The following is a 23,636-nucleotide window of genomic DNA, read 5'->3' as shown; positions in this document are numbered from 1 at the left end:
CCAACCCTGCCAACGCCACGTCCGGATTTGACGCAGGCCTATGTCAGGCTGCGTCCATGACCGAGCGACGCATCATCAAACAGCGATCCCCCGCCGTCTGGGCGCGGGTGAAAGAGGCCTACCTGGCCGGGGAGCCGGCGGCTTCGGTCGCGCGGCGGTTCGACGTGGGCCTTGGCAATCTGCGCTTCAAGGCGAATGCCGAGGGCTGGACCCGCAAGGCGGTGATGGCCGCCGCCGAACAGGAGGCGGAGGCCGAGGACCGGCGTCTGGCCGGACAGGCCGATGTCGAGACGCCCCTGCCCCTGCCCCCCGAGGCCCCCGTCCCGCCAGAAGACGTGCACGAGGCACTGGAGGCGGCGACGCGGCGGGCGGCCTCGCTGCTGGCGCGAGGGCGGGCCGCCGAGGCCAGCGCCCTGCTGAAGGCGGCCGAGGCGCTGGACCGCCGCATCGGCAGCCCCGCTCCGGAAGCAAGCCGGGAGGAACACGCCACCGCCGCGCCCCCGGAGGCCCCCGTGGACGACATCGCCGCCGAGGAAGACCTGTACCGCCTGCGCGCCGAGCTGGAGAGCCACATCCTGAGCCGGGCCGATGAAACGGCGCGGCGCATGCTGTCGGACCTGGACACGCCGCCGGACCTGCTGGGGGCGCTGGCCCTGCACTGGCGCGCCGAGAACCTGGGGCCCGAATGCGCGGCGCTGGATTTCGTCCGCCATCGCCGCGACGACGGCCGACCCTGCCGCTATTGGAATGCGGACGGCAGTCTGAAGACGCTGGACGAGATTTTCGACGGCTGGTGGGTCAGCGTGCGCAACCAGATGCGCGGCCAGAAGGGCCTGCCCTATCGCAAGGAGTGGGTCAGGCCGGAGGGGGGAGAGGGCGAGGAGGCGTGAGGGTCAGGCCTTCCGCCATTGGGGGAAGGCATCGAGCGTTGAGACGTCCGCCCCGTCCGAAACAACGGCGACAATGGCCCTGAGCAGCTTCAGGTTGGGATGTTTCTCGCGCTCGGCCTGTTCGATATTGGCCGAAAAATCCCAACCGGGGGCTCTCCCGCCCTCCAGAATACGGGCTTTGATCGCCTTCAGCCGTTCATCAATGGGGCGGCGCACATCGTGGGCATAGGCATAGACGGCCAGCTCAACGCCCAGGCTTGATTGAACGTCTGGCGCTTCGTTCGGCAGGGCGGCGATGGCCTGATCCAGATGGTCCAGTCCGTTCTCTCGGCCCTGTGCCAACAGCAACTGGGCATAGTTACCGAGGACGTTGGCGTCAGCGGGGTCCGCGTCGATGGCCCGCTTGTAGAAGGACTCGGCCCCGTTCATGTCCTCGCGGACGTGCTGCAGGAAGATGGCGTAGCTGCCGAGAGTGTTGGCATCGTCCGAGGCAGCGGCGAGAGCGCGCTTGTAGAGCTCCTCTGCCCCATCCATGTCCTTGCGGACCTCCGACAGGAAGTCGGCATAATTGCCGCGAGTTTTGGCGTTATCGGAATCCGCGTCGAGGGCCCGTTTGTGGAGGGTCTCGGCCCCGTCCATGTCCTTGCGCACCTGCCACAGGAAGACGGCGTAGTCACTGAGGGTGTCGGCGTTGTCGGGTTCAGCGTCGAGGGCCCGTTTGTAAATTGCCTCGGCCCCGTCCATGTCCTTGCGGACCTGCCACAGGAAGAGGGCGTAGTTTCTCAGATTGTTTGTGTGATCGGGCTCAGCGTCGAGGGCCCGTTTATACAGGGCCTCGGCCCCGTCCATCTCCTTACGGACCTGCCACAGGAAGAGGGCGTAGTCGCTGAGGGTGTCGGCGTCGTCGGGTTCAGCGTCGAGGGCCCGTTTGTAAAGGGCTTCGGCCCCGTCGGTAGTGGGTCAGTTTGAATTATAGACGCATCGAGAGGCCATGTCCCCGGAATCGCGTTCGTGTGCCATAATCACCCCATGACCAGACCACCGAAACGCCCCCGCGACACCAACGAGCTAGCGAAGCTCATTGCCGACATAGCAACCGGCGATATTGCAGACTCATCTGAAACTGGTGCAACGTCCGAAGCAGCAACGCTTGGGCGCATGGGGGGGCTCAAGGGGGGGCGCGCTCGCGCTGATAGTCTCTCCCCCGAAAGACGTGCAGAGATCGCCGCAAAGGCGGCTGCGGCGCGGTGGAGGAAAGATGGACGCAATCAAGGCTGAAGAGCTTGTTCTGCAGACACTGAGTAGCGGATGTAAGCATCTCGGCGGCATCCTCAAGGCAGATGTCATCGCAATTTCAGCGCCGATGATGTTTGGGCTGGACGGACTGGTTAAGAACGAGATTGAAAATCTCAATGAAGAAGACGACAGCCCTGATCGACTGGCCGTTGTTCTAGAAACGACTGGCGGATACATTGAGGTTGTGGAACGCATCGTAAGTGTTTTTAGGAAACACTACAAAGAAGTCGTATATATAGTCCCCAACTACGCATACAGCGCGGGAACGGTGCTGGCGCTCTCGGGTGACGAGATATACATGAACTACTACTCAGTGGTTGGCCCAATCGATCCGCAATTTCAGACTGAGAATGGTCGATCAGTGCCCGGCTTGGGGTATATTGCAAAGTATAACGAGCTCCTTCAGAAAATAAACAGCGTGTCCGATGATAATGTCGGAAGCGTGCGGGCCGAGATGTCTCTGCTAATTAAGCAGTTCGACCAAGCTCAGCTATTCCATATAGAGCAATCAATTCGCCATTCGCAGGAATTGGTAGAGGCGTGGCTGCCGGTTTATAAGTTTAGGAACTGGAAAAAGACCACTTCGGGCAAAAAGGTAACGCCCGAATATAAGGTTGAGAGAGCCAAGAAGATCGCAAAAATACTCGGAGATGCTGAGCACTGGCATAGCCATGGCCGAGGCATCACGATGTCGGAACTCGGAAGCGAGAAGATTGGTTTAAAGGTTGAGGATTTTGGCGAGGATGAGGCTCTTAACGCGAATATAACCCACTACCACGGACTCTTGAGTGATTTTATGCAGACAACCGGTATGAGTGCAGCTATTCACACCCGCCTGAGAATGAGGAGAGCGGCATGAACGATCAGCGCGCAGCGGCCCGGCTGGAAGAGCACGCCAGTCGGATGAAGCCGTTTTTCGAGGAGATGGAGCGACTGGAGCGCGTGACCCCGTCCGCCGGACAGGATCAACTGAAACTGCCTTACACGTCTCGCCCCGTCCTGCCCGGAAGCGGATTCAAGATGACCTTTTCTGCTTGACGGTCAAGCATAAGGGTCATTATAACTGAGGGCATGAACAAGCTCTCAGCCGAAGAACGCGCTCACATTCTGCACCTTCTCTGCGAGGGCATGTCTATCCGCGCTGTGACGCGCACCACGGGTGCCAGCAAGAACACCGTGACGCGGCTCCTGAATGACGCAGGCAGGGCGCTGGGCGATTACCAAGACCGAGTGTTTCGCGATCTGCAGTGTCGCCGTGTTCAGGTCGATGAAATCTGGTCATTCACTTACGCCAAACAAAAGAACGTGGCCGGTGCCGTATCGGCCCCTGAGGGTGCTGGCGACACGTGGACGTGGACGGCGATCTGCGCGGACTCCAAGCTGGTTATGTCGTGGCTGGTCGGCTCCCGCGATGCGGGCTCGGCCTACGAGTTCATTGAGGACGTTTATGGTCGCCTCGCAAACCGCGTCCAACTGACATCCGACGGCTTAGGAGCATACATCAACGCTGTGCGCGACATTTTCGGCATCGACGTGGACTTCGCCCAGCTCGTGAAGATTTACGGTTCTGCACCGGAGGCCTTCAAGGGCCGCTACAGCCCGGCCCCCATGTTGGGGGCCCGCAAGACGCGCATTGAGGGGCGGCCTGACCCGGCTCACGTCAGCACGTCCTACGTTGAGCGCCAGAACCTGACAATGCGGATGCACATGCGGCGCTTCACTCGGCTGACCAACGGCTTCTCAAAGAAGGTCGAGAACCACGCCAACGCCGTCTCGTTGCACTTCGCCTATTACAACTTTGTCCGCATCCATAAGACGCTGCGTGTTACCCCGGCCATGGCAGCTGGTGTCACCGACAGGCTGTGGGAGATGGCCGATCTGGTCGCCGTGCTTGAGGCGGCTGAGGAAGCTCCGAAAAAGCGTGGCCCCTACAAGAAGCGCGGATAGTGCGGCTCACAGATCACTGGTGTCGTATTTTTAATCCACCAGATTGCATACAAGCGCCTGATGGTGCGTTAGATGGTGTCACGATCAATGTGATCGTCATTTTGTCGGAGGTAGCTATGGCTATCCAGTCGAGCGCGTTCGGTCGCGTAAAGCTAACCGGCGAGGATGCGCGTAAGTTTGTCAGCCAGGTCACTCATGGTCGCCCGAAAGCGGCTGCGGTTGAAAGTGTAAAACGGGGAGTTGTGCTCTCTCGTGAGCTTCAGCAGACTGGGAAAGTGACGCTTCGCGCTAACCCGAGTCGATGATTGCCTGCAGACCAGACTGAATATGAACTCAGGCTTGTGGAGCCCGGTGACACTCTCACCGGGCTTTCGCTTGGGGATGAGGCCTTTCAGCCCCTCAAAACATTCCTCCAGCGAGACGCCAAAAGGTTTCAGGGGCGAAACCTAGGCCGAACGTATGGGGTCTTCGCGGGCCGCAAAATCGTAGCATACGTGACGCTCGTTTGCGGCGAGGTTAGCTCCTGCGATGACATTCGTGACGCGCAGGATGGCTTCACCTACGACAGCTATCCCGCGATTAAGATTGCGAGGCTGGCGGTCGACCGAAGACACCGGGGCGGGCTGGGTCTGGGACGGCAGCTGGTCGAATTCTCCCTTGGTGTGGCCAAGAACCAGATCTGCCCAGCCGTCGGATGTCGGTTCGTAGTGGTCGACTCAAAACAGCAATCCATCGGATTTTACGAGCGCTGTGGATTCACGACGATCAACACGGTGGCGAACAGGGACCGAGATCAGCCGGTCATGTTCATAGACCTACACCGCATCCCGGCGGCCTGATTTTCAAACTGACCCACTACCGCCCCGTCCATGTCCTTGCGGACCTGTTTCAGGAAGAGGGCGTAGTCGCTGAGGGTGTCGGCGTTGTCGGGTTCAGCGTCGAGGGCCCGTTTGTAAGGGGCTTCGGCACCGTCCATGTCCTTGCGGACCTGCCACAGGAAGAGGGCGTAGTTTCTCAGATTGTTTGTGTGATCGGGCTCAGCTTCGAGGGCCCGTTTATACAGGGCCTCGGCACCGTCCATGTCCTTTCGGACCTGTTTCAGGAAGAGGGCGTAGTCGCCGAGAGTGTCGGCGTCGTCGGGTTCAGCGTCGAGGGCCCGTTTGTAAAGGGCCTCGGCCCCGTCCATGTCCTTGCGGACCTTGATCAGGAAGAGGGCGTAGGTGCCGAGCAGATTCGCGTCGTCGCCAAACCTTCCGATGCCCTCTTTATAGATCGCTTCGGCCCGGTCCGGGTCGTCGTGGGCTTCCAGGGCGCTGATCATAAAGGCCCATGCCGAAGCAGGTGTAGACTGGGACGATTGTTCGGTGGCTTCCTTCAAGGCCTTGCGGGTTTCGGGGTCGCGGTCGGCTTTTTTATCGGTGGTGTAGGATTTCAGGGCGTCGAGATAACGATCCCTTGCCCGGGTCCAGCGGGATTCCTCGGGATGAGGAATTTCCAGCCTGAGTCTGACCAGATGCATGGCGTCGTCGAAATCGCGGTGGTTGACGCGAACCGCCTCGCGGTCATCCAGCCACTGGCTCATTTCGGCAGAGGGGTCGTCGGTGCCAACCCAATAGACCGGCTGGGGCAGGGTCGGCCGCGGGCAGTCGGTCAGGAAGCGAACAATGCTCTGGTCATTGCCGCCATAACCCAGAAAAACCAGAGTCGCGTTCTTGACCAGGGCATGAAGGTGTTCGGATACGGTTGGGTCCAGTCTGGCTGTTTCATGCCGGAGGTTTTTGGGGTCTAAATGCGCGTCGCCGTGCAGCTTGATGATGGTCGGACGGGTCTGACTGACACGGGCATAGTGGACCACCGCTTCGTGGGTGATGATCTGCGGCCGGACCTGCAGGGCCCCGTACATATAAATCGCCTCGACCAGCAGGTCATCGAAGTTGGTCGTCAGGACCATATTGCATCGCGGCCCTATCCGGGTGTCCGTGATGATCTGGGCCAGGGTGGCATAGCCATAGGCCGCCTCTCCACCGGCGCAGATGCGTTCGATCTCCTGTTGCCGATCGGCGGCGTTGGGATGCCGGGATTCGAATATCTCCGCATAGTGCAGGGCGGGCTTTTTGGGGTCGAACCCCTTGAAGGCTGACCTTGCCCAGTCGTTCCGGTCGTGGTCAGGGGCGCGCATCTCGTGCAATTTGTTCAGCCAGTCATCGACCAGCCCACCAGCCGCCTTGATGCCCGAGCTGATCGAACAGCCCGCGCCGAGGAACCAGACCACGTCCTGCTGATTGTCGACCAGCCTTTCGCGCAGGCGCTCGGCAAACTCCGGCAGCTTGACTGTGGTCCTCATGGCCCCTCCGCTGCGGACTATGGCCGGAGGTTGTGTGGCTGGCAATCTTAGCGGCGGTAGGCTGCGGCCCTGCGCCGGCGCGCACATCCGGGCCAACTCTGCCGCAGGTCGTCATCGCCCTCCCCCCACTTCCCCGTTTTGCTTCCGGCCCGGTTTCTGTACTGACACGCCCATGACGGACTCCCTTCCCGAGCTTCCCACTGGCCGGCCGGTCGGGCGGGTGATTGCCATGCCGGCGGATACCAACCCCGAGGGGGATATCTTTGGCGGCTGGTTGCTGGCGCATATGGACCTGTCGGGGGCGACGCCGGCGTTCGAGCGGGCGCAGGGGCGGTGCGTGACCATCGCCCTGGACGCCATGGTGTTCCACAAGCCGGTGTCGGTGGGCGATGAGGTGTCGATCTATGCCGAGATCGTCTCGACCGGGCGCAGCTCGATCCGGGTCAAGGTCGAGGCCTGGAAACGGCCCCGCAATCAGGCCCATGCCCGCTCGGAACGGGTGACCGAGGGCATCTTTACCTATGTGGCGATCGGCGATGATCTGCGGCCGCGACCGTTGCCGGACGTCCCGCTCTAGACGGCGAGCGTCACAGGCCGGTCCGCGACATGCCGGATCGCGGCCCCCTCACCGAAGGCGGCGCCCAGCAGGGCCGCGCCTTCGAACTCAGTCTCGAGACGCCGGCCGTCACGCATGACCAGCGGGCGGAGGTCAGCCCCCCGGAAGTCTGCAAAGCCCAGCCGGGCACCGCGGAAGTTGACCCCGCGCAGGTCGCAATTGCGGAAGTCCGCGCTCCGCAGGTCGGCATCCCGGAAATTGGCGCCTGCCAGCAGACTGTCGGTGAAGCGAACGTCGATGGCCCGGACCGCCGGCGCCGAGAGGCCCGCCAGCTTCCGGCCGGACAGGGCATCCCCGAGCGGGCGAAGGTCCTCGCCGGAGAAGTCTTCATCGGCGCCGCTGCGCTTGCCCCCCACGACCCAGAGCTCGAACCGGTCGAGGGCCTCCCGAAGATGGGCGGAACGGGCGAGGGCGGCGGCATCGGGGTCCCGCACGCAGCTGACGAGTGCTGCCGGGTCGATATGAACCCGCTCCAGATTGACCCCGGTCAGGATGGTGTCGTTGAACACGGCGCCCTCGAGGACGGCGGCGTCGAGCGACGCCCCGCTCAGATTGGCCCCGCTGAAATCTGCGCCCTGGAGCCGCGCCCCGCCCAGCCGCGCCCGTTTCATGGACGCATGGCGAAAGTCGACCCCCAGCCGGACCTCGCCGTCTGCGCCGAAGCGGTGTCGCTCGCGCTCCGGGTCAGCGCTCCATACCTTGAACAGGCCATCGGCCTGCACCTTGGCCAGCCGGGCGTCGCGGAAATCGGTCCCGTCGAGGCAGGCGCCGTAGAGGTTGGCCGCCTTGAGGCTGACACCCCGCAGATCGGCATTGGTGAGGTTGGCCGCCCGCAGGTCGGCCCGCCTGAGATCGCAGCAATAGAGGGTCGCCTCATCGAGGCGGGCGGCGGCGAGCCGGCCGCTCTCGAGGGTGCATCCGGTCAGGTCCGCTCCGCGAAGGTCGCGCTGCTGCAACATGACCCCTTGCAGACGTCCGAACCGGAGGATGAGGCGCAGGCCGCCCGGACGGCCGGATGCAAACCGCTCGTGCGAGGCCACGGCATCGAAGAACTGGAAGGGCAGGGTCGCAGCACTCATGCGCCGCAGCATCGCGCACAATCGTTACAATGGCTTCTACCCTGCTCCGGATGTCCGGCCGAAATCTTGACCTTTCGGGGTATCGCGCCTACCTCGACCCCATGGCCATCCGACGTATCCTGACCATCGACAATGCCGCTGATCTGGCGGTTCTGAAGCGCGTGTCCGAGCCGGTCGAGGGACCGGTGACGGATGAGCTGCGCTCCCTGATGGATGACATGCTAGAGACCATGTACGACGCGCCGGGCATCGGCCTGGCCGCCGTTCAGATCGGCGAGCTGCGCCGGGTGATCGTCATGGACCTGGCCGACAAGCCGGACGTGGCCGAGGACGCCGAGGATGCGGATCGCAAGAATCCGCGCTGTTTCGTCAATCCGGAGATCCTGTGGACCTCCGAGGAAACCGCCCCCTACGAAGAAGGCTGTCTGTCGATCCCCGAGTATTTCGACGAGGTCCAGCGCCCGGCGCGGGCCCGGATTCGCTATCTCGACTACAACGGAAAGAGCGTCGAGGAAGAGGTCGATGGCCTCTATGCCGTCTGCATCCAGCACGAGATGGACCACCTGAACGGGGTGCTGTTCATTGACCATCTGTCACGGCTGAAGCGCGAGCGGGCCGTGGCCAAGGTCAAGAAGCTCGCCCGGATGGCTGCCTGATGACCCGACGCGCCCCGAAACGTACCCCCTTGAAGCGCTCGCGTGACCGGATCGTCGATCCCAGCGGGCGGCGGCGGCTGACCCGGTCGGAGAAGATCGGTATCGGCAGTGTCGCGACCCTGCTGGCCGTGGGCGCGCTGGGTGTGATCGCCGGCGTGATCATCGACCGGCTGCTGGACTTTGACTCGCTGGACACCGGCGGCGAATGGGACGAGGGCGGCGGCGTCTCGACGCGCTGGGATTGATCACACTCCCCGGCCTGCCGCTCCCGTCGGCTCCCCGTCTGGCTTACCCGAGGTAATTCTTCATGCGTCTGGCCTTCATGGGAACGCCCGCGTTTGCGGTGCCCTCGCTGGCCGAGCTGGTGGCGTCGGGCCATGAGGTGGTGGCCGTCTATGCCCAACCACCGAAGCCGCGCGGGCGGGGCTTGAAGCTGACCCCCTCCCCCGTTCAGGAATTTGCCGAGACGCTGGGCCTGCCGGTGTTTACCCCGGAAAGCATGAAGGCGGCCGAGGCCATCGAGACCTTCCGCAGCCTCGACCTGGATGCCGCCTGCGTGGTCGCCTATGGCCAGATCCTGAAGCGTCAGGTGCTTGAGGCCCCGCGGCTGGGATGTCTGAACCTGCACGGGTCGCTGCTGCCGCGCTGGCGGGGGGCCGCGCCGATCCAGCGGGCGATCATGGCCGGTGATGCCGAGACCGGCGTGCAGATCATGCAGATGTCCGAGGGCCTGGACGAGGGGCCGGTGCTGCTGTCGGAGCGGCTGGCCATCAGCCCGCGCGATACGGCGGCCACCCTGTCGGAGCGGATGGCGCACATCGGCGCAGGCCTGTGGCCCCGGGCGCTGGCGGCGATGGAGCGCGGTGGCGGCCAGCCGGTCGAACAGGTCGGCGAGCCCACCTATGCGAAGAAGATCACCCCCGCCGAGGCCCGGATCGACTGGACCCGCCCGGCGACCGAAGTGGATGCCCATATCCGGGGCCTGTCGCCCTTTCCCGGGGCCTGGTTCGAGGTGGCGGGTGACGACGGGCCGGTGCGGATCAAGGCGCTGATGTCGGGCCTTGTGGAAGGGTCCGGCGCGCCGGGCACGGTTCTGGATGACGCCCTGACGATTGCCTGCGGAAGCGACGCGGTGCGGCTGGAGCGGGTGCAGCGCCCGGGCAAGGCGGCCCAGAGTGCGGACGACATGCTGCGCGGCTTCGCCATTCCTGCAGGCACACGCCTCCCCTCAAGTAGCGAGCCGCCGCGCGGCGAGCGGTAGGGGAGACGACCATGCCCCGCTACCGGCTGACGGTGGAATATGATGGGTCGGGCTATTGCGGCTTCCAGGCCCAGGCCAGTCTGCCGACGGTGCAGGGGACGCTGGAGCGCGCCATCCAGGCCTTCAGCGGCGAGACGCTTCGAATTGCGGCGGCCGGGCGCACCGATACAGGCGTCCATGCCACGGCCCAGACGGTGCATGTGGACCTGGCGCGCGACTGGCCCGAGCGGACGGTCATGAATGCCATGAACGCCCATATGATCCATGAGCCGGTCGCGGTGCTGGACGCTCGCAAGGTGTCGGACGACTGGCATGCGCGGTTTTCAGCGACCGGCCGGGGCTATCTGTACCGGATCCTGAATCGCCCGGCGCCGCCGGCGCTGGATCGCCAGCGGGTCTGGCATGTGAAACAGCCGCTGAATGCGGAGGCCATGGACCGGGCCGCGCAGGCGCTGGTCGGTCTGCACGACTTTACGACGTTCCGGGATGTGAACTGCCAGTCGGCCTCACCCCTCAAGACGCTGGACGTGGCCCGGGTCGGGCGGGTCGGTGAGGAGGTGCAGCTGGTGTTTGCGGCGCGCAGTTTCCTGCACCGGCAGGTGCGCTCGATGACCGGGACGCTGGTGCAGGTTGGGCTGGGCCGCTGGGCGGTGGAGGACGTGGCGCGCGTGCTGGAGGCGCGTGACCGGGCCGCCTGCGGGCCCGTGGCCCCGGCCGAGGGACTGTACCTCGACCGGGTCGATTACGAGACCGAAGCCTAGTTTTTCGCTTCTTCGGCCGTGGTGGTGACGGCGTCGCCGACGGCTTCGACGTCACGGCCGACGCCGGAAATGGTGTTGCAGGCCGAGACGGCGAGAGCCGAGGCGATGAGGGCCAGGGTGATGATCTTGCGCATGGGGGACTCCTTTATGGCCAAGCTCTAACGCGGGCGGGGCCTGCGGGTTGCATGGCAGGTCGATGGCCAAGGCAGGGGCTGATCTGCTAGCAGCAGAGCATGAGCCAAACCGCACACACCGCCCGCACAAGCGCCGCCCACCGGCTGGTCCAGACCCTGGTCGTCAACGGCATCGACACCGTCTTTTGCGTTCCGGGAGAGAGCTATCTGGCGGTGCTGGATGCGCTGGCCGATGTGCGCGACCAGATCCGGGTCATCACCTGCCGGCACGAGGCGGGCGCCGCCAATATGGCCGAGGCGTACGGCAAGCTGACCGGGAAGCCCGGCGTCTGCATGGTGACGCGCGGGCCGGGTGCGACCCACGCCTCGATCGGCGTGCATACGGCGCATCAGGATTCCACGCCGATGATCCTGTTTGTCGGCCAGATCGCCCTGACCGACCGGGGACGCGGGGCCTTTCAGGAGGTCGACTACCGCGAGGTGTTCGGCGGCCTGGCCAAGTGGGCGACCGAGATCGAGAGCCCGGCCCGCACGGTCGAGATCGTCGAGCGTGGTATCGCCACGGCCCTGCAGGGACGGATGGGGCCGGTGGTCATCGCCCTGCCCGAAGACATCCTGCATGACGACGGCGGTCCCGCCCCGGTCAAGCCCGTGACCCCGGCGCGCTCGGCGCTGGACCCGGCGATTGGCCGCGAGATCGAGGCGCGACTGGCCAAGGCGGAACGCCCGCTGCTGATCGTCGGCGGCTCGGGCTGGACGCACGAGGCGGCGCATACGCTGGCGGCCTGGTCGGAGGCGCTGGGCCTGCCGATCTCCGGCTCGTTCCGTCGCAAGGACATCATCGCCAACGACCGTCCGAACTATGCCGGGGATCTGGGGCTGGGCTGTAATCCGAAGCTGATGGCCCGCGCGAAGAACGCCGACTTGATCATCGCCATCGGGGCGCGGCTGGGGGAGAACCCGACGCAGGGCTACACCCTGTTTGACCGGGAGCATACAGCCCGGGTGCTGGTGCACATCCACCCGGGGCCCGAGGAACTGGGCCGGGTGTGGCCGACGCTGACGTCCGCCGTGGCCGACAACAGTCTGGCGGCGCTGGCCCTCTCGCAGATGGAGCCGGGCCGCACCTGGCACGACCAGGGCGAGGCCGCCCATGCCCATTTCGAGGCGTTCTCGACCCCCGTCGAGGTCACCGGCGCGGTCAATATGAGCCTGTGCATGAAGCATCTGGGCGAGGTCATGCCCGCCGATGCCATCGTCACCAACGGCGCCGGAAACTTCGCCGCCTGGCTGCACCGCTTCTATCGCCACCGGGCGTGCCGGACCCAGTTGGCCCCGACGTCGGGGGCCATGGGCTATGGCTGGCCGGCAGCGCTGGCGGCCAAGGCCGTCCACCCCGACCGCGATGTGGTCTGCGTGGCCGGCGACGGCGACTTCATGATGACCGGGCAGGAGATGGCCACCGCCGTCCAGCACGGCCTGAACCCCGTGGTGATCGTGGTCGACAACTCGACCTATGGCACCATCCGCATGCATCAGGAGGGGCACTACCCCGGCGCGGAACGGGTGATCGCCACCGACCTGAAGAACCCGGACTTCGTCAAATGGGCCGAGGCGTTCGGCGCGTTCGGGGTGCGTTGCGAGACCACCGAGGATTTTGCAGGCGCGCTGGAGACGGCGCGGAAGGCGGCGCGCGAGCAAGGCGTGCCCGCCCTGATCCACCTGATCACCTCGGCCGAGGACATCGCCCCCAACCGCACGATCAGCGGGATGCGGAAGGGGTAGGGGTAGGGGCGCCGCAGTCCGCACCCATCGCCGCCCATAGCTTTTGCGCGGGCCATATCGAGACACGCGGTGATGATCCCGGCGCCCCCTCAGGGGCAGGGCCGAGGGGGGTTGGGCAGGGCCGGAAGCGCAGGATTCACCACACTATACAGCCGTTCGCCCGCGACCGGCATTGCGGGATCGGCATTTCGAACGGCTTCGACATTGGCGGCAAACAACTGCTCACGCCGCGCCGGGGTCAGGGTATCGATGACCTCTTCGTAAATGCGCTGCCCCGTATTGTCCTCGAGGCCGATCGTGAACCGACCGCCTTCGGCCGCTGCTTCGAGAAGGCCGGGAGTGGCGGGCCCACCATGGCGTTCAGCACCCGAGCCGCCGGAAGACCAGTCCTGATGCCGGTCAGGCCCGGCTGGAACATAGGTTCGGTAACCCCGCCAGACCTGGCCGGACGGCCCGATCAAGACAGACTGGACCCAGGTTGCTTGATCCCGGCAGTAGTCAGGGAATTTGACGGTCCATGTGACACCCCGAAGCGTGCCGATTTCATCGCCCTCAGGATCAATCCATATCTGGAACGCAAAACGCGACCCCGGGTCGAAACCGCCTGCCTCAAGGTAGACCTCGCCCATGCGCGGCGCTTCGCCCTCGGCCCGCAGGATTTCGAGCGGCATGCGCGCAATATGGACCGCTTCAGGTTTGGCACAGGCACCGAGTCCTGCGATCACCGCAGCTATGAAGATGACGCGCATGACTATCCCCTGTTCTTGTCGAACAGTTCAGGGGCCGGCGCCCGTCATGTCAAATTTGGCTTGAGGGCAGGTGGACGGCCACCTCGCCGCCTCGACCTGTTTGCTGTAAGAGGCCGACCCCATGCCTTACCCCGTTACCGTTCTGACCATGTTTCCGGAGGCGTTTCCGGGGCCGCTCGGCGTGTCGCTGATCGGCACGGCGTGGCGTGAGCGGGGGCTCTGGAGCCTCGAAACGGTTGACATCCGGGCCTTTAGCGACGATAGGCGCGGCTTCCTGGACGACACCCCTGCGGGTGGCGGGCCCGGAGCTGTGCTGAAGGCCGATGTGGTCGCCCGGGCTCTCGACAGCCTGGATGGCCCCAAACGACCCCTTCTGTACATGAGCGCCCGGGGACGGCCCCTGACCCAGGCGCGGGTGAAGGACTGGGCCACAGCCGACGGTCTCGTCGTGCTGTGCGGCCGGTTCGAGGGGGTGGACCAGCGTGTGCTCGACGCGCGCGGGTTCGAGGAGGTCGCGGTCGGCGACGCGGTCCTTGCCGGTGGCGAGGCGGCGGCGATGGTGGCGATCGAGGCGTGCGTGAGACTGTTGCCCGGCGTCCTCGGCCAGGCGGCCAGTCTGGAGAGTGAGAGTTTCGAGGACGGGCTTCTGGAGCATCCGCAGTACACGAGACCGCGGACGTTCGAGGGGCACGACATTCCCGAGGTCCTGCTGTCGGGTGACCATCAAAAGGTCGCACGGTGGCGCGAGGAGCAAAGGGAGAAGACCACCCGTGAGCGGCGTCCCGATCTGTGGGCCGCATTTGCGGACAATACCACCCCGCGGGGCTGAGGCCTCGCAAAGACGACCCCGCGGGGCTAGCCCCGCCAATTGACAGCTAAAGGGCGCAAAGCCCGACGGAGAGTGACCATGAATATCGTCCAGCAGCTTGCTGCCGAAGAAAAAGCCCGCCTGCTCGAAGCCCGTGAGATCCCGGTTTTCCAGCCCGGCGACACCCTGCGCGTCAATGTGCGGATCAAGGAAGGCGAGCGCGAACGCGTCCAGGCCTTTGAAGGCGTCTGCATCGCCCGCTCGGGTGGCGGCGTGAACGAGACCTTCACGGTCCGCAAGATCAGCTTCGGCGAAGGCGTGGAGCGGAAATTCCCGATCCTGTCGCCGAACATCGAATCCATCGAGGTCAAGCGTCGCGGCGTCGTGCGGCGCGCCAAGCTCTATTATCTGCGTGATCGTCGCGGCAAGTCGGCCCGGATCGCCGAGCGCCAGACGGTGCGCCCGGTCAAGGGCGTCGCCGTGCCGGAAACCGGCAAGGCCGAGACCCCCGAAGCCGAAGCGTAAGACACAGGTCCGCAAGGACGCGAAAGGCCCCGGAGCGATCCGGGGCCTTTTTTGCTGTGCCGTGTCGGGTGGCCGTCAGGGGACGTCAGGAACGGACGGTTGCCGTGCCGACGCCTGCGGCTAAGGTGGCCTGATCATAACCCCGGAGCCTGCCATGCGCCTCGCCGTCACCCTCGCTACCGCCGCCCTTGCCGCCGCGACCCTCGGCGTGTCCGCGCCCCGCGCTCAGGACGCCCCGGCGATCTCGGGGCCCTATTATCTGATCGATATCACGCGAGAGTCGTTGATCTTTGCCGCCGGCGGGACCGTGCAGAAATCCGGGAATATCGCCAGCATCACCGTTATCACAGGCTCTTCACCGCAAACCCTCGCCGAGACGGACTTCGGGCGTCTGGACATGCGGTACCAGTTCGATTGCCGAAACTCGACCTTCAAGACCCCGAGCTTTGCCGGCTATGGCGCGGGGGGCGAGTTGATGGGCGCCCTCACGGATGACGCGGACTGGGAAGCGGTCAACCCGCAGGCGCCGTCTGCCATCGTCATGGACCTGGCCTGCAACGGCACCATCCCCGCAGACAGCGAGTTGGAGGGCGATGTTCAGACGATCGTCACCCAGTACCGTCAGTTCATCATCGAGCAGTAGGGTTCCTGTCACCGGTCCCGCCCCGCATGACCGAACCTGACGCGAGGCCCCCGGCCCCTGTTGCATTTCAAAAAGCCGGGTTATGCATTCGATCAGACGCCTGTTCAGGAGATCATCATGCGCCTCGCCCTTGCCCTCGCTGCCGGTACCCTGGCGGCCGCTTCCTTCGGCATTTCCGCCGCCCAGGCCCAGTCGGCTCCCCCGGCCTCGGCCCCCTATTACATCGTCGACGCCGGCGACAGCGCCCTCGCCATCGCTTCTGGCGGGTCGCTCCGCAAGTCGGGCAACATCGCCAGCATGACCGTCGTCATGGGCGCCCACCCGGATCAGGTGGCCGAAAGCGGCATCGCCCGGCTGGACATGGCCTATGAGTTCAACTGCGCGAACTCGACCTATCGTACGCCGGGCGCCGCCGCCTATGACGTGGATGGCGGCTTTATGGGCGCCATCGACGACGACGAGCCCTGGCAGCCGGTGGCCCCGGACAGCAACAACGCGACCTTCAAGGCCATCGCCTGCGACGGCGTGATCCCCGAGGACAGCGAAGTCGGCGACAACCTGACCGACATCATCGCCGTCTATCGCGAGTGGATTCTCGAGCAGTAATCCACTGCCCTGCAAACGCAGAAAGGGCTCCGGTTCGCGCCGGAGCCCTTTTTCGCGAGCATCAAACTCCGGCCCGGGCACCGTCCTCGGGCGGCAGCAGGTGCTCTTCCCGGTCACCGGGCTGCGGATCGACCACCTCGAACGCGCGGCGGATGACTTCCCGCGTCGGCTCGCCGAGATCGGGGTCATTGAGCGCGACCTCATAGTTGTCGATGAGCCAGGATTCGCCGTTGCGGATCGAGCCGTCGAGCGTCTCGTCGTCGCGCAGCAGGGCGTGTTTGACGTCCATGAAGGCGCGGTGCGCCTTGCCCAGCAAGGAGCCGGTGTCCCCGGGCTGACCGCCGAGGTCGCGGAGGGCCTGCTGGAGGGACTCCACGACGGCATCGCGCTGTTCGGCCCGGCGGCCGTAGGCCAGCTTGCGGCCGGGATCGCGGCTGTCTACAGCAGCGTCCCGATAGCCCTTGGCGCTGTCGAGCGTCACCTCGATCAGGCGGTTGAGCACACCGATATCGTGCCGGTGTGCCTCGGTGATATCCAGTTGGGTCATGGTGACCTCCTGCTCCAACACCTCTCCCTTGAAGGGAAAATGCATGGACGGGAGGCCGGGTTGCCGACGGGGGATCACAAACGGGTACGGAGGGACCAGAGCTCGGGGAAGCAGCGACGCTTGAGTGTTTCGGTCAGATAGCCGACGCCGTCGGTGCCGCCCGTGCCGGTCTTGCGGCCGATGATGCGCTCGACGGTCACGACGTGCTTGTGCCGCCAGGTCAGCAGGGCGTCGTCCAGATCGACCAGCTTCTCGGCAAGCTGGTAGAGGGACCAATAGCGTTCGGACTCGCGGTAAACTGTCAGCCAGGCGGCCTCGACCGCCGGGTGGGGTTCGTAGGGGGCGCTGATGTCGCGCTCCAGCACCTCGGACGGCAGGTCCAGCCCGGCGCGCGCCAGCTGGTGCAGGGCATCGTCATAAAGGCTGGGGGCCTCTATCGCGGCCTTGAGGGCGGCGTGGGCTGCGGGCCGGTCTTCGTGATGGGCGAGGAAGCGGGCGTCCTTGAGACCCAGCATGGCCTCGACCCGGCGGAACTGGTCGCTCTGGAAGCCCGAGCTGGGGCCCAGCACGCCGCGGAAGCGCAGATAGTCGGCCGGGGTCAGGGTGGCGAGGATGTCCCAGCTCTGGGTCATGACCGCCTGGATGCGGCTGATCCGGGCCATGCTCTTGTAGGCGGGGACCAGATCGCCGCCGCGCACCAGGAGCTGGGCCAGGGCCAGCTCGTGCAGGATCTGCTTGAGCCACAGTTCCTTGGTCTGGTGGATGATGACGAACAGCATTTCGTCATGCTGGTCCGACAGGGGGTGCTGGCAGGCCAGAAGGTCATCCAGCGCCAGATAGCCGGCATAGGTGATGGGTCGGGTCATGCCGGCCTCACGGCTGGCCGAAGCCGAACTCCGCAGCGGTCTCCGGCAAGGCGGCCTGACGCAGGGGCGCCGAGCTGGTCAGCGGCTCCTTATAAACAAAGCCGTAGATCGGATAGACGCTGGAGCCGAGGTCGTTGATCGGGGCGTACCAGACCTTGACCGCACTCCAGTCACCGGCGTCGGAGACGTCCACCACGGTGACGTTTTCCTCGATCTTGCCGCGGCTGCCGCCCCAGTTGGCGTGGGTGACGCGGATCACGCGATCGGTCAGCACTTCGGAGACCATGGCGACGTGACCGCGGGTCATGCGTCCGTGGGGCTGGAACACCAGAACCGCGCCGGTTTCGGGCTGGTTGCCGGTGCGGAACTGCTGCGTCCCCTGACGCCACCAGGTCCAGGCATCGCCGTAGATCTCGATGCCCGACGCCAACCGCACAAAGGTGACACACTGCCAGTAGACATCCTGGGTCCGTCCCGGAGAGACGGCGAACAGGCTGAGACCAAGGGTGGCGGCAACCATAAGGGCGGAGAGGCGTTTCAGCATGCGGAGCACTGTGCGCTGTTGAGACTGCTTCGGCCTATACGATAGTTTTCGAGCCCTGAAACCCCTCAGCAGGGGAATTTGCTGTGGGCGACGCTGCCCTTGCCCGGCCGGGCCTGCGAGCGCGGAGCCAGCCCCGGGCCGGTCTTTCGACCAGATGATAGGTGCCCGCGGCCACCACCGGCACGGTCAGCACCAGCGCCAGCCACACCGGCCACCACAGGCCTGCTTCGCCCGCGCCGGTCAGGCGAGCGGCGACATTGACCGCGACCAGCTTGACCGGGATGCAGACCATATAGACCGAGTAGCTGATCTCTCCCAGATAGACGGCGGGGGCCGAGGCCATGATGCCCGCGCGGCCGTTGGGGATGCCCGCCAGCCCGAGGATCATCAGCCCTGCCAGCACGACAATCAGGGCATCGGGGGCGTTGAGGGCTGCCGAAGCCGCGAGGGCCAGCGCGGAGACCGCCGCAAGGGCTGCCGGCCGGGCCATCGGCGCTCGGCGATACAGCAGGTAGAGGGCACAGCCATAGGCGAAACACGGCACGATCCGGAGCGCGCCCCACTGGATGGTGGCCTGGGTCAGGGGGAAGCCTGCCAGGGCCTGAAACACGAGGTAGATCGCCGGGATGAAGGCTGCGGTGATCCCGAGGGCGATCCACGGGCGGTCGCGCATACGCCAGGCAACGGCGGCGAAGAGGGGGAAGGTCAGATAGGCGAACCATTCCGCCGAGATCGACCAGGAGGGGTGGTTGAAGGCGGCCTCGGGCGCCAGGCCCCAGGCGTGAACCATGGCCAGGTTGGCGGGCAGCGAGGCCCAATCGAGCACACTGGCATTCAGCGACATGCCGGCGACCGTGGCCGCCAGCCCCAGCGCCATCACGCCGAACAGGGTGAACAGGTGCAGCGGATAAACCCGCGCCAGCCGCGCCCAGAGGAAGCCGCCGTAGTCAGACCGACGCATGCCGAACGCCTCGAGATAGACGTGGCACAGGATGAAGCCCGAAAGGACGAAGAAGACCTCGACCCCCAGATAGCCCTTGGCCACCGCATGGGGCAGGACGCCGACATCGAGGTCAGGCCAGAAGGCATAGACCACCACCCAGGCCGCAGCCAGAAAGCGCAGCGCCGTCAGCGGACGCAGATCGGCGGGGCCGTGGAGTTCGGGCGGTGTGGCGGTCATGGCGGAAACCCTGCCATACCGCCGATGTGAGAACCGTTAAGAGGCGGGCGTGGCGGCGGCATCCGCCGGGGCATCGACCACGAGGCCGGATTCACCGGCGCTCATGATGGCCGAGACCGTTGCCGCACAGCCGTTCAGCGTCTCGCCATCGACCTCGAGGCGGGCCGTCAGCGGATAGGTGCGGTCGCTCATGCCGTCCGAGCACTCGGTGGCCATCAGGATCAGGTCCATCGGCGCACCGTCCGACGTGGTGCCGCGCCAGCTGGCCACCGTGCCCATCAGCTCGACCCCGTCGTGCGTGGCCCGCTTTTCCGGGCGATCGACACCGGAATAGACCAAGGCGTCGGCGGTCACGTCCAAGCCCCAGAAGGGTTCGGTGCCGATCGCACGCAGGGGCTGGTCCAGCGGGACCCCGCCCAGTTCCAGCACCGGCGTCGGAGGCTCGACCGGCGGCGGGGCCTCCGCCTCGGGCGAACAGGCGGCCAGGGCCAGAACGGCCAGCGCGGACAGGATCAGACGCATCACGAAACTCCAGAACGTTCGCGCCATGCCAACGCCATCCGGCCGGCGGGGTCAAGCACGGCCGCACTCTCGGTAATCGCGGATTTTCGGTATAGGGTTAACGCCGTCATGCGAAAGGACATCCCATGAAGCTCCTGCGTATCGTGCTCGTTCTGGCCGTGCTGGCCTATGCTGGCTGGCTGGCCTGGCCCTTCCTGTCCCCCTTCCTCGAAGGGGCGGGCATGGACGCCGCCACAACCCGTGCCGGGGCCGAGGCCCAGGTCGGCATGGACCTGCCGGTGATCGCCCTGTGGGTCGGGGCCGTGGTGCTGTATCTGGTCGCTGCAGCCCTTCTGGGATCCGGAAATTCCCGGGCGGCCGTCGCCTATTTCCTCGGCTTCATGGCCGATGCCGTGCTGCGCCTCGCCATCGACCGCGGCGGATTCGGGAGCGGCAGTGACGCGGGCGGCAAGGTCGATCCGAATGCGCCCTCCATGCAGTCGACGATCACCGAAGGCGGTCCCGCAGCGGCGCCGGGCGGCCTGGGCGCCGACCTCGGCGTCGACCCCACCTGGCTGGTGCTGGGCGCCCTGGTCGTGGTCGGCATACTGATCGTGGTGGTCACCCGGGCGCGCCGCCGCAAAAGGACCCCGGGCCAGCTTTCCGTCTGAGGCTGCCGTCCCCACATGAGCCTTGCCGGTTGATTCCCGCGTCAGGGGCGCTAGACCGGCGATCGACCGATCTGGCGCGGCCCTCCCCGGCCGTCTGCCGCGTTTCCGACCCGACCGAGGACACCCATGGCCCAGGCTGCTGCATCCGACACCCCCTATGACGTCGTTATCATCGGCGGGGGCCCCGGGGGCTATAATGCCGCCATCCGCGCCGGCCAGCTGGGGCTGAAGGTCGCCTGCATCGAGATGCGCGAGACCCTGGGCGGCACCTGTCTGAACGTGGGCTGCATGCCCTCCAAGGCCCTGCTGCATGCCTCGGAGATGTATGAAGCCGCCGGGCGCGAGTTCGCCGGACTGGGCATTGAGGTGTCGCCGACCCTGAACCTCGGCCAGATGATGAAGCAGAAGCAGGAAAGCGTCACCGCCCTGACCAAGGGCATCGAATTCCTGTTCAAGAAGAACAAGGTCGATTGGGTGAAGGGCCGCGGCCGACTGAAGGGCAAGGGCGTGGTCGAGGTCGAGGCCGCCGACGGCACGACCACCACGCTGAACACGGCCAATGTCGTGATCGCCACGGGGTCCGAGCCCACCCCCCTGCCCGGCGTGACCTTCGAGGCCGGCAAGGTGATCGATTCCACCGGGGCGCTGGCGCTCGACAAGGTCCCCGAAAAGATGATCGTGGTCGGGGCCGGCATCATCGGGCTGGAGCTGGGCTCGGTCTGGCGGCGTCTGGGCGCCGAGGTGACCGTTGTGGAATATCTGGACCGCATCACCCCGGGCGTGGACAGCGATGTCGCCACTGCCTTCCAGCGCGTCCTGACCAAGCAGGGCATGAAGTTCAAGCTGGGCGCCAAGGTGACGGGTGCCAAGACCTCCAAGTCCGGCGTCGAGCTGACGGTCGAACCGGCCAAGGGTGGCGAGGCCGAGACCCTGAAGGGCGATGTGGTGCTGGTCGCCATCGGGCGCCGCCCCTACACCGAGGGTCTGGGACTGGAGACGGTCGGCCTGTCGACGGACAAACGCGGCTTCCTCGACAACGACCACTTCAGGACCGGCACGGACGGCATCTGGGTGATCGGCGATGTGACGCACGGCCCGATGCTGGCCCACAAGGCCGAGGAGGACGCGGTCGCGGCCGTCGAGACCATCGCCGGCAAGGCCGGGCATGTGGACTACAACCTGGTGCCGGGCGTGGTCTACACCAGCCCGGAAGTGGCCTGGGTCGGCCAGACCGAGGACCAGCTGAAGGCGGCGGGCGTCGCCTACAAGGTCGGAAAATTCCCGTTCACCGCCAACAGCCGCGCCAAGATCAATCATGAGACCGACGGCTATGCCAAAGTGCTTGCCGACGCCGAGACCGACAAGGTGCTGGGGGTCCACATCATGGGACCGCAGGCCGGTGAGATGATCCATGAGGCCGCCATGGCCATGGCGTTCGGCGGCTCGTCCGAGGACATCGCCCGCACCTGCCACGCCCACCCGACCCGCTCGGAAGCCGTGCGTCAGGCGGCCATGGGCGTCGAGGGCTGGACGATGCAGTCCTGACGAGGCCGGCGCCCTAACCCCTCGGGTGGGCGGATGAATAGACGCCCATCAGCCGGGCGGCGTCGACGGCGGTGTATTTCTGGGTGGTCGACAGGCTGGCGTGGCCCAGCAGGTCCTGCAGGCTGCGCAGGTCCGCTCCGGCACCCAGCAGATGGGTGGCGAAGCTGTGGCGCAGGGCGTGGGGCGTGGTGCTCTCGGGCAGGCCGAGGCGGCGGCGCAGGGTCTGGACGGCGGCCTGGACCTGACGCGGGCTGAGCTTGCCGCCGCGTCTCGCGAGGAACAGGGCGCGGTCGGGGCCCTCGGTCCAGGGCCGGAGCTCGCGATAGGCGGCCACGGCCTCGGCCACCTGGGGCAGGACCGGCACAATGCGGGTCTTGGCGCCCTTGCCGGTGATGCGCAGGGTCTCGCCCATCGGGACATCGGCATCGGTCAGGCTGAGCGCCTCGGAGATGCGCAGGCCACACCCGTACAGCAGCATCAGCACCGCCCGATCGCGCGCGGCTTCCCATGGCGGGGTTTCGGCATCGTCGCCGGTGGCGTCCATCAGTTCCAGCGCCTGATCGATATGCAGGGCGCGCGGCAGGGAGGGCTTGATGCGCGGGCCCCGCACCAGCGCCAGTTCCGGGGCCTCGATCCCCAGCCGTCGTTCCAGAAAGCGGTGAAAGGCGCGGATGGCCGACAGGGCCTGACTGAGGGAGCGGGCCGACAGGGGATGGGGGCCCGAGCGGCGCTCGGCCAGATGGGCGCGGAGGTCGGACGCGGTGATATCGGCGAGGTCGCGGACCGTCAGGGCTCCGCCCCGGTGCCCGGCCAGAAAGCCCAGATAGCGACGTCCGGCGTGGCCATAGGCTTCGAGGGTGCGCGGTGACAGGCGGCGCTCGTGCGTCAGATGGTGCAGCCACGAATCCAACGCTGTCTCTGCAGGCGCGTCCGGCTGCGGAAGGGTCAACTGAGAATCGGCCATCGCTCGGCCATCCGTTCAATCACCCGGGTGAGGAAGGCCGCCAGTTCACATCCCATCTCGGGCGTGAAGCCCTCGGGGTCGGGCGAGCCGAAAGCGCACAGGCCGGGGCGTGTGGTGCCGTTGGGGCCGACATGCGGGGCCATGCGGACCAGGGCGACCGAGCGGACCTCGTCCTCGGCCGCGCCGAACAGGCCCAGCCCCTGTCCGCCTGTGCCCAGGCGGTGCAGGCCGTTGCGGCCCAGCAGGCCGTCGACGCCGCCGGGCTCCAGCCCGCGCCAGCCAAAGGGAATGCCGCCCGGCTTTTCCAGCACGATCGACGCGCCGGCCAGGCCGAAGCGCGCCTGGGCGGCGGCATCCAGCCGTCGGGCGAGATCGGAGGGATTGCGCGCCTCCATCAGGTCGAGGACGGCGACGTGGGTCTGGGCCTGGGCGGCGAAATTGGCGCGGGCGACGCCCTCGATGGCCTTGCGGGCGCCGGCCTCGCGCGCGGCGACGGCCTCGACCCGGGACAGGGCGGCGGCGCCGAAATCCACGACATTGGGGCCGTGCGGGCGCAGACCCAGTTCCTGCAGCAGGGCGCGATCCTCGACCAGGGTCGCGGCATGGCTCTGCAGCCAGGCGCGCACCTCAGGCCAGCGGGGGCCCTCGTCCGCAGGGTCGTCGTGGAACAGGTCGGCGGTCTCGGTCACGGTTGGCCCCGGTTCGGCGCGACCGACCG

The 23,636-nt window shown here is 66.1% G+C and carries 29 protein-coding genes and 1 pseudogene; 17 read left to right on the top strand and 13 right to left on the bottom strand.

Translation table 11 applies throughout. The features are described from left to right. The first annotated feature begins 56 nt into the window (after positions 1–56). The gene (locus tag V7672_RS09495) at positions 57–890 is read left to right on the top strand and encodes a hypothetical protein (protein ID WP_335624347.1); all 834 of its coding nucleotides are present in this window, start codon (positions 57–59) and stop codon (positions 888–890) included. 3 nt (positions 891–893) lie between these two features. Here V7672_RS09495 and V7672_RS09490 read toward each other — a convergent pair whose 3' ends face one another. Together V7672_RS09490 and V7672_RS09485 are read right to left on the bottom strand one after the other, a co-directional pair. Continuing rightward, positions 894–1,721 (bottom strand): tetratricopeptide repeat protein, encoded by an 828-nt coding sequence (locus tag V7672_RS09490; RefSeq protein WP_442889218.1) that lies wholly within the window; start codon positions 1,719–1,721, stop codon positions 894–896. After that, a pseudogene (locus V7672_RS09485) lies at positions 1,701–1,829 on the bottom strand (hypothetical protein); the annotation flags it as partial. The pseudogene V7672_RS09485 and the gene V7672_RS09490, both read right to left, overlap by 21 nt. A 319-nt stretch (positions 1,830–2,148) precedes the next feature. Between V7672_RS09485 and V7672_RS09480 the strand changes: the two are divergent. From V7672_RS09480 to V7672_RS09465, 4 genes are all read left to right on the top strand, one after another. Further along, positions 2,149–3,045, top strand: coding sequence for an SDH family Clp fold serine proteinase (locus tag V7672_RS09480; RefSeq protein WP_335624346.1), 897 nt, complete (start codon positions 2,149–2,151; stop codon positions 3,043–3,045). Then, positions 3,042–3,224 carry a hypothetical protein gene (locus V7672_RS09475; RefSeq protein ID WP_335624345.1) on the top strand — a complete coding sequence of 61 codons (183 nt, stop codon included), beginning with the start codon at positions 3,042–3,044 and terminating at the stop codon, positions 3,222–3,224. The genes V7672_RS09480 and V7672_RS09475 overlap by 4 nt, the downstream gene beginning before the upstream one ends. A gap of 33 nt (positions 3,225–3,257) precedes the next feature. Continuing rightward, on the top strand, positions 3,258–4,133 hold the full coding sequence (locus V7672_RS09470; protein WP_335624344.1) for a helix-turn-helix domain-containing protein: 876 nt from the start codon (positions 3,258–3,260) through the stop codon (positions 4,131–4,133). A 305-nt stretch (positions 4,134–4,438) separates the two neighbouring features. Next, a complete protein-coding gene (locus tag V7672_RS09465) occupies positions 4,439–4,972 on the top strand; it encodes a GNAT family N-acetyltransferase (protein ID WP_335624343.1) in 534 nt (177 codons plus the stop codon). Here V7672_RS09465 and V7672_RS09460 read toward each other — a convergent pair. Further along, positions 4,927–6,477: an SIR2 family protein gene (locus tag V7672_RS09460; RefSeq protein WP_335624342.1), complete on the bottom strand. Its 1,551-nt coding sequence runs from the start codon at positions 6,475–6,477 to the stop codon at positions 4,927–4,929. The genes V7672_RS09465 and V7672_RS09460 overlap by 46 nt on opposite strands. A 172-nt stretch (positions 6,478–6,649) precedes the next feature. On the opposite strand from V7672_RS09460, the gene V7672_RS09455 reads away from it, so the two are divergent. Next, the gene (locus V7672_RS09455; protein ID WP_335624341.1) at positions 6,650–7,054 is read left to right on the top strand and encodes an acyl-CoA thioesterase; all 405 of its coding nucleotides are present in this window, start codon (positions 6,650–6,652) and stop codon (positions 7,052–7,054) included. On the opposite strand, the gene V7672_RS09450 is transcribed toward V7672_RS09455, so the two are convergent. Then, positions 7,051–8,172, bottom strand: coding sequence for a pentapeptide repeat-containing protein (locus tag V7672_RS09450; protein WP_335624340.1), 1,122 nt, complete (start codon positions 8,170–8,172; stop codon positions 7,051–7,053). The genes V7672_RS09455 and V7672_RS09450 overlap by 4 nt on opposite strands. Positions 8,173–8,273: 101 nt before the next feature. Between V7672_RS09450 and def the strand changes: the two genes are divergently transcribed. The 4 genes from def (at position 8,274) to truA (ending at position 10,850) form a co-directional block, all read left to right on the top strand. Beyond that, the gene (gene def, locus V7672_RS09445; RefSeq protein ID WP_335624339.1) at positions 8,274–8,828 is read left to right on the top strand and encodes a peptide deformylase; all 555 of its coding nucleotides are present in this window, start codon (positions 8,274–8,276) and stop codon (positions 8,826–8,828) included. Next, positions 8,828–9,073 carry a hypothetical protein gene (locus V7672_RS09440; protein WP_335624338.1) on the top strand — a complete coding sequence of 82 codons (246 nt, stop codon included), beginning with the start codon at positions 8,828–8,830 and terminating at the stop codon, positions 9,071–9,073. Before def ends, V7672_RS09440 begins: the two co-directional genes overlap by 1 nt. Before the next feature lie 62 nt (positions 9,074–9,135). Further along, positions 9,136–10,089: a methionyl-tRNA formyltransferase gene (gene fmt, locus V7672_RS09435; RefSeq protein WP_335624337.1), complete on the top strand. Its 954-nt coding sequence runs from the start codon at positions 9,136–9,138 to the stop codon at positions 10,087–10,089. 11 nt (positions 10,090–10,100) lie between these two features. Beyond that, positions 10,101–10,850 carry a tRNA pseudouridine(38-40) synthase TruA gene (truA, locus tag V7672_RS09430; protein WP_335624336.1) on the top strand — a complete coding sequence of 250 codons (750 nt, stop codon included), beginning with the start codon at positions 10,101–10,103 and terminating at the stop codon, positions 10,848–10,850. Here the strand turns inward: truA and V7672_RS09425 are convergent. Further along, positions 10,847–10,984, bottom strand: a complete 138-nt coding sequence (locus V7672_RS09425; protein WP_335624335.1) for an entericidin A/B family lipoprotein — start codon at positions 10,982–10,984, stop codon at positions 10,847–10,849. The two genes, truA and V7672_RS09425, sit on opposite strands and share 4 nt — an antisense overlap. Before the next feature lie 99 nt (positions 10,985–11,083). Between V7672_RS09425 and V7672_RS09420 the strand changes: the two genes are divergently transcribed. After that, complete coding sequence (locus V7672_RS09420; RefSeq protein ID WP_335624334.1) at positions 11,084–12,769, top strand: thiamine pyrophosphate-binding protein; 1,686 nt, start codon at positions 11,084–11,086, stop codon at positions 12,767–12,769. A gap of 89 nt (positions 12,770–12,858) precedes the next feature. Here the strand turns inward: V7672_RS09420 and V7672_RS09415 are convergent, their stop codons facing one another. Next, a complete protein-coding gene (locus V7672_RS09415; protein ID WP_335624333.1) occupies positions 12,859–13,518 on the bottom strand; it encodes a hypothetical protein in 660 nt (219 codons plus the stop codon). A 121-nt stretch (positions 13,519–13,639) separates the two neighbouring features. On the opposite strand from V7672_RS09415, the gene trmD reads away from it, so the two are divergent. The 4 genes from trmD to V7672_RS09395 all read left to right on the top strand — a co-directional run bounded on the left by trmD (position 13,640) and on the right by V7672_RS09395 (position 16,100). Then, on the top strand, positions 13,640–14,347 hold the full coding sequence (trmD, locus tag V7672_RS09410) for a tRNA (guanosine(37)-N1)-methyltransferase TrmD (RefSeq protein WP_335624332.1): 708 nt from the start codon (positions 13,640–13,642) through the stop codon (positions 14,345–14,347). Between the two features lie 78 nt (positions 14,348–14,425). After that, positions 14,426–14,851, top strand: coding sequence for a 50S ribosomal protein L19 (rplS, locus tag V7672_RS09405; protein WP_335624331.1), 426 nt, complete (start codon positions 14,426–14,428; stop codon positions 14,849–14,851). Between the two features lie 154 nt (positions 14,852–15,005). Continuing rightward, the gene (locus V7672_RS09400; RefSeq protein WP_335624330.1) at positions 15,006–15,494 is read left to right on the top strand and encodes a surface-adhesin E family protein; all 489 of its coding nucleotides are present in this window, start codon (positions 15,006–15,008) and stop codon (positions 15,492–15,494) included. 117 nt (positions 15,495–15,611) lie between these two features. Then, the gene (locus V7672_RS09395) at positions 15,612–16,100 is read left to right on the top strand and encodes a surface-adhesin E family protein (RefSeq protein WP_335624329.1); all 489 of its coding nucleotides are present in this window, start codon (positions 15,612–15,614) and stop codon (positions 16,098–16,100) included. A gap of 61 nt (positions 16,101–16,161) precedes the next feature. Here V7672_RS09395 and V7672_RS09390 read toward each other — a convergent pair whose 3' ends face one another. From V7672_RS09390 to V7672_RS09370, 5 genes are all read right to left on the bottom strand, one after another. Continuing rightward, entirely contained in the window at positions 16,162–16,647 is a 486-nt protein-coding gene (locus V7672_RS09390; protein ID WP_335624328.1) for a PA2169 family four-helix-bundle protein, read from the bottom strand. A gap of 74 nt (positions 16,648–16,721) precedes the next feature. Continuing rightward, entirely contained in the window at positions 16,722–17,513 is a 792-nt protein-coding gene (locus V7672_RS09385; RefSeq protein ID WP_335624327.1) for a tryptophan 2,3-dioxygenase, read from the bottom strand. Between the two features lie 7 nt (positions 17,514–17,520). Beyond that, on the bottom strand, positions 17,521–18,057 hold the full coding sequence (locus tag V7672_RS09380) for a CHAP domain-containing protein (protein ID WP_335624326.1): 537 nt from the start codon (positions 18,055–18,057) through the stop codon (positions 17,521–17,523). 34 nt (positions 18,058–18,091) lie between these two features. After that, positions 18,092–19,237, bottom strand: a complete 1,146-nt coding sequence (locus V7672_RS09375; RefSeq protein ID WP_335624325.1) for an acyltransferase family protein — start codon at positions 19,235–19,237, stop codon at positions 18,092–18,094. A gap of 36 nt (positions 19,238–19,273) precedes the next feature. Further along, on the bottom strand, positions 19,274–19,759 hold the full coding sequence (locus tag V7672_RS09370; protein ID WP_335624324.1) for a COG3650 family protein: 486 nt from the start codon (positions 19,757–19,759) through the stop codon (positions 19,274–19,276). A 125-nt stretch (positions 19,760–19,884) separates the two neighbouring features. Between V7672_RS09370 and V7672_RS09365 the strand changes: the two genes are divergently transcribed. Both V7672_RS09365 and lpdA read left to right on the top strand, forming a co-directional pair. Further along, a complete protein-coding gene (locus tag V7672_RS09365; RefSeq protein ID WP_335624323.1) occupies positions 19,885–20,409 on the top strand; it encodes a hypothetical protein in 525 nt (174 codons plus the stop codon). A 126-nt stretch (positions 20,410–20,535) separates the two neighbouring features. Next, positions 20,536–21,954 carry a dihydrolipoyl dehydrogenase gene (gene lpdA, locus V7672_RS09360; RefSeq protein ID WP_335624322.1) on the top strand — a complete coding sequence of 473 codons (1,419 nt, stop codon included), beginning with the start codon at positions 20,536–20,538 and terminating at the stop codon, positions 21,952–21,954. A 13-nt stretch (positions 21,955–21,967) separates the two neighbouring features. Here the strand turns inward: lpdA and V7672_RS09355 are convergent, their stop codons facing one another. Next, positions 21,968–22,918 carry a tyrosine recombinase XerC gene (locus V7672_RS09355; RefSeq protein ID WP_335624321.1) on the bottom strand — a complete coding sequence of 317 codons (951 nt, stop codon included), beginning with the start codon at positions 22,916–22,918 and terminating at the stop codon, positions 21,968–21,970. Continuing rightward, positions 22,900–23,607 carry a DUF484 family protein gene (locus tag V7672_RS09350; protein WP_335624320.1) on the bottom strand — a complete coding sequence of 236 codons (708 nt, stop codon included), beginning with the start codon at positions 23,605–23,607 and terminating at the stop codon, positions 22,900–22,902. The genes V7672_RS09355 and V7672_RS09350 overlap by 19 nt, the downstream gene beginning before the upstream one ends. Positions 23,608–23,636 lie beyond the last annotated feature (29 nt).

It is taken from the genome of Brevundimonas sp., assembly GCF_036963785.1.
Classification (GTDB): domain Bacteria; phylum Pseudomonadota; class Alphaproteobacteria; order Caulobacterales; family Caulobacteraceae; genus Brevundimonas.
This window is presented reverse-complemented; position numbering and strand designations above follow the sequence as displayed.

Bases quoted from the DNA above. Each gene is read 5' to 3' on its own strand.
- V7672_RS09495 (WP_335624347.1), top strand. From the start codon at position 57: ATGACCGAGCGACGCATCATCAAACAGCGATCCCCCGCCGTCTGGGCG.
- V7672_RS09480 (WP_335624346.1), top strand. From the start codon at position 2,149: ATGGACGCAATCAAGGCTGAAGAGCTTGTTCTGCAGACACTGAGTAGC.
- V7672_RS09475 (WP_335624345.1), top strand. From the start codon at position 3,042: ATGAACGATCAGCGCGCAGCGGCCCGGCTGGAAGAGCACGCCAGTCGG.
- V7672_RS09470 (WP_335624344.1), top strand. From the start codon at position 3,258: ATGAACAAGCTCTCAGCCGAAGAACGCGCTCACATTCTGCACCTTCTC.
- V7672_RS09460 (WP_335624342.1), bottom strand. From the start codon at position 6,477: ATGAGGACCACAGTCAAGCTGCCGGAGTTTGCCGAGCGCCTGCGCGAA.
- V7672_RS09455 (WP_335624341.1), top strand. From the start codon at position 6,650: ATGACGGACTCCCTTCCCGAGCTTCCCACTGGCCGGCCGGTCGGGCGG.
- V7672_RS09450 (WP_335624340.1), bottom strand. From the start codon at position 8,172: ATGAGTGCTGCGACCCTGCCCTTCCAGTTCTTCGATGCCGTGGCCTCG.
- def (WP_335624339.1), top strand. From the start codon at position 8,274: ATGGCCATCCGACGTATCCTGACCATCGACAATGCCGCTGATCTGGCG.
- V7672_RS09440 (WP_335624338.1), top strand. From the start codon at position 8,828: ATGACCCGACGCGCCCCGAAACGTACCCCCTTGAAGCGCTCGCGTGAC.
- fmt (WP_335624337.1), top strand. From the start codon at position 9,136: ATGCGTCTGGCCTTCATGGGAACGCCCGCGTTTGCGGTGCCCTCGCTG.
- truA (WP_335624336.1), top strand. From the start codon at position 10,101: ATGCCCCGCTACCGGCTGACGGTGGAATATGATGGGTCGGGCTATTGC.
- V7672_RS09425 (WP_335624335.1), bottom strand. From the start codon at position 10,984: ATGCGCAAGATCATCACCCTGGCCCTCATCGCCTCGGCTCTCGCCGTC.
- V7672_RS09420 (WP_335624334.1), top strand. From the start codon at position 11,084: ATGAGCCAAACCGCACACACCGCCCGCACAAGCGCCGCCCACCGGCTG.
- V7672_RS09415 (WP_335624333.1), bottom strand. From the start codon at position 13,518: ATGCGCGTCATCTTCATAGCTGCGGTGATCGCAGGACTCGGTGCCTGT.
- trmD (WP_335624332.1), top strand. From the start codon at position 13,640: ATGCCTTACCCCGTTACCGTTCTGACCATGTTTCCGGAGGCGTTTCCG.
- rplS (WP_335624331.1), top strand. From the start codon at position 14,426: ATGAATATCGTCCAGCAGCTTGCTGCCGAAGAAAAAGCCCGCCTGCTC.
- V7672_RS09400 (WP_335624330.1), top strand. From the start codon at position 15,006: ATGCGCCTCGCCGTCACCCTCGCTACCGCCGCCCTTGCCGCCGCGACC.
- V7672_RS09395 (WP_335624329.1), top strand. From the start codon at position 15,612: ATGCGCCTCGCCCTTGCCCTCGCTGCCGGTACCCTGGCGGCCGCTTCC.
- V7672_RS09390 (WP_335624328.1), bottom strand. From the start codon at position 16,647: ATGACCCAACTGGATATCACCGAGGCACACCGGCACGATATCGGTGTG.
- V7672_RS09385 (WP_335624327.1), bottom strand. From the start codon at position 17,513: ATGACCCGACCCATCACCTATGCCGGCTATCTGGCGCTGGATGACCTT.
- V7672_RS09380 (WP_335624326.1), bottom strand. From the start codon at position 18,057: ATGCTGAAACGCCTCTCCGCCCTTATGGTTGCCGCCACCCTTGGTCTC.
- V7672_RS09375 (WP_335624325.1), bottom strand. From the start codon at position 19,237: ATGACCGCCACACCGCCCGAACTCCACGGCCCCGCCGATCTGCGTCCG.
- V7672_RS09370 (WP_335624324.1), bottom strand. From the start codon at position 19,759: ATGCGTCTGATCCTGTCCGCGCTGGCCGTTCTGGCCCTGGCCGCCTGT.
- V7672_RS09365 (WP_335624323.1), top strand. From the start codon at position 19,885: ATGAAGCTCCTGCGTATCGTGCTCGTTCTGGCCGTGCTGGCCTATGCT.
- lpdA (WP_335624322.1), top strand. From the start codon at position 20,536: ATGGCCCAGGCTGCTGCATCCGACACCCCCTATGACGTCGTTATCATC.
- V7672_RS09355 (WP_335624321.1), bottom strand. From the start codon at position 22,918: ATGGCCGATTCTCAGTTGACCCTTCCGCAGCCGGACGCGCCTGCAGAG.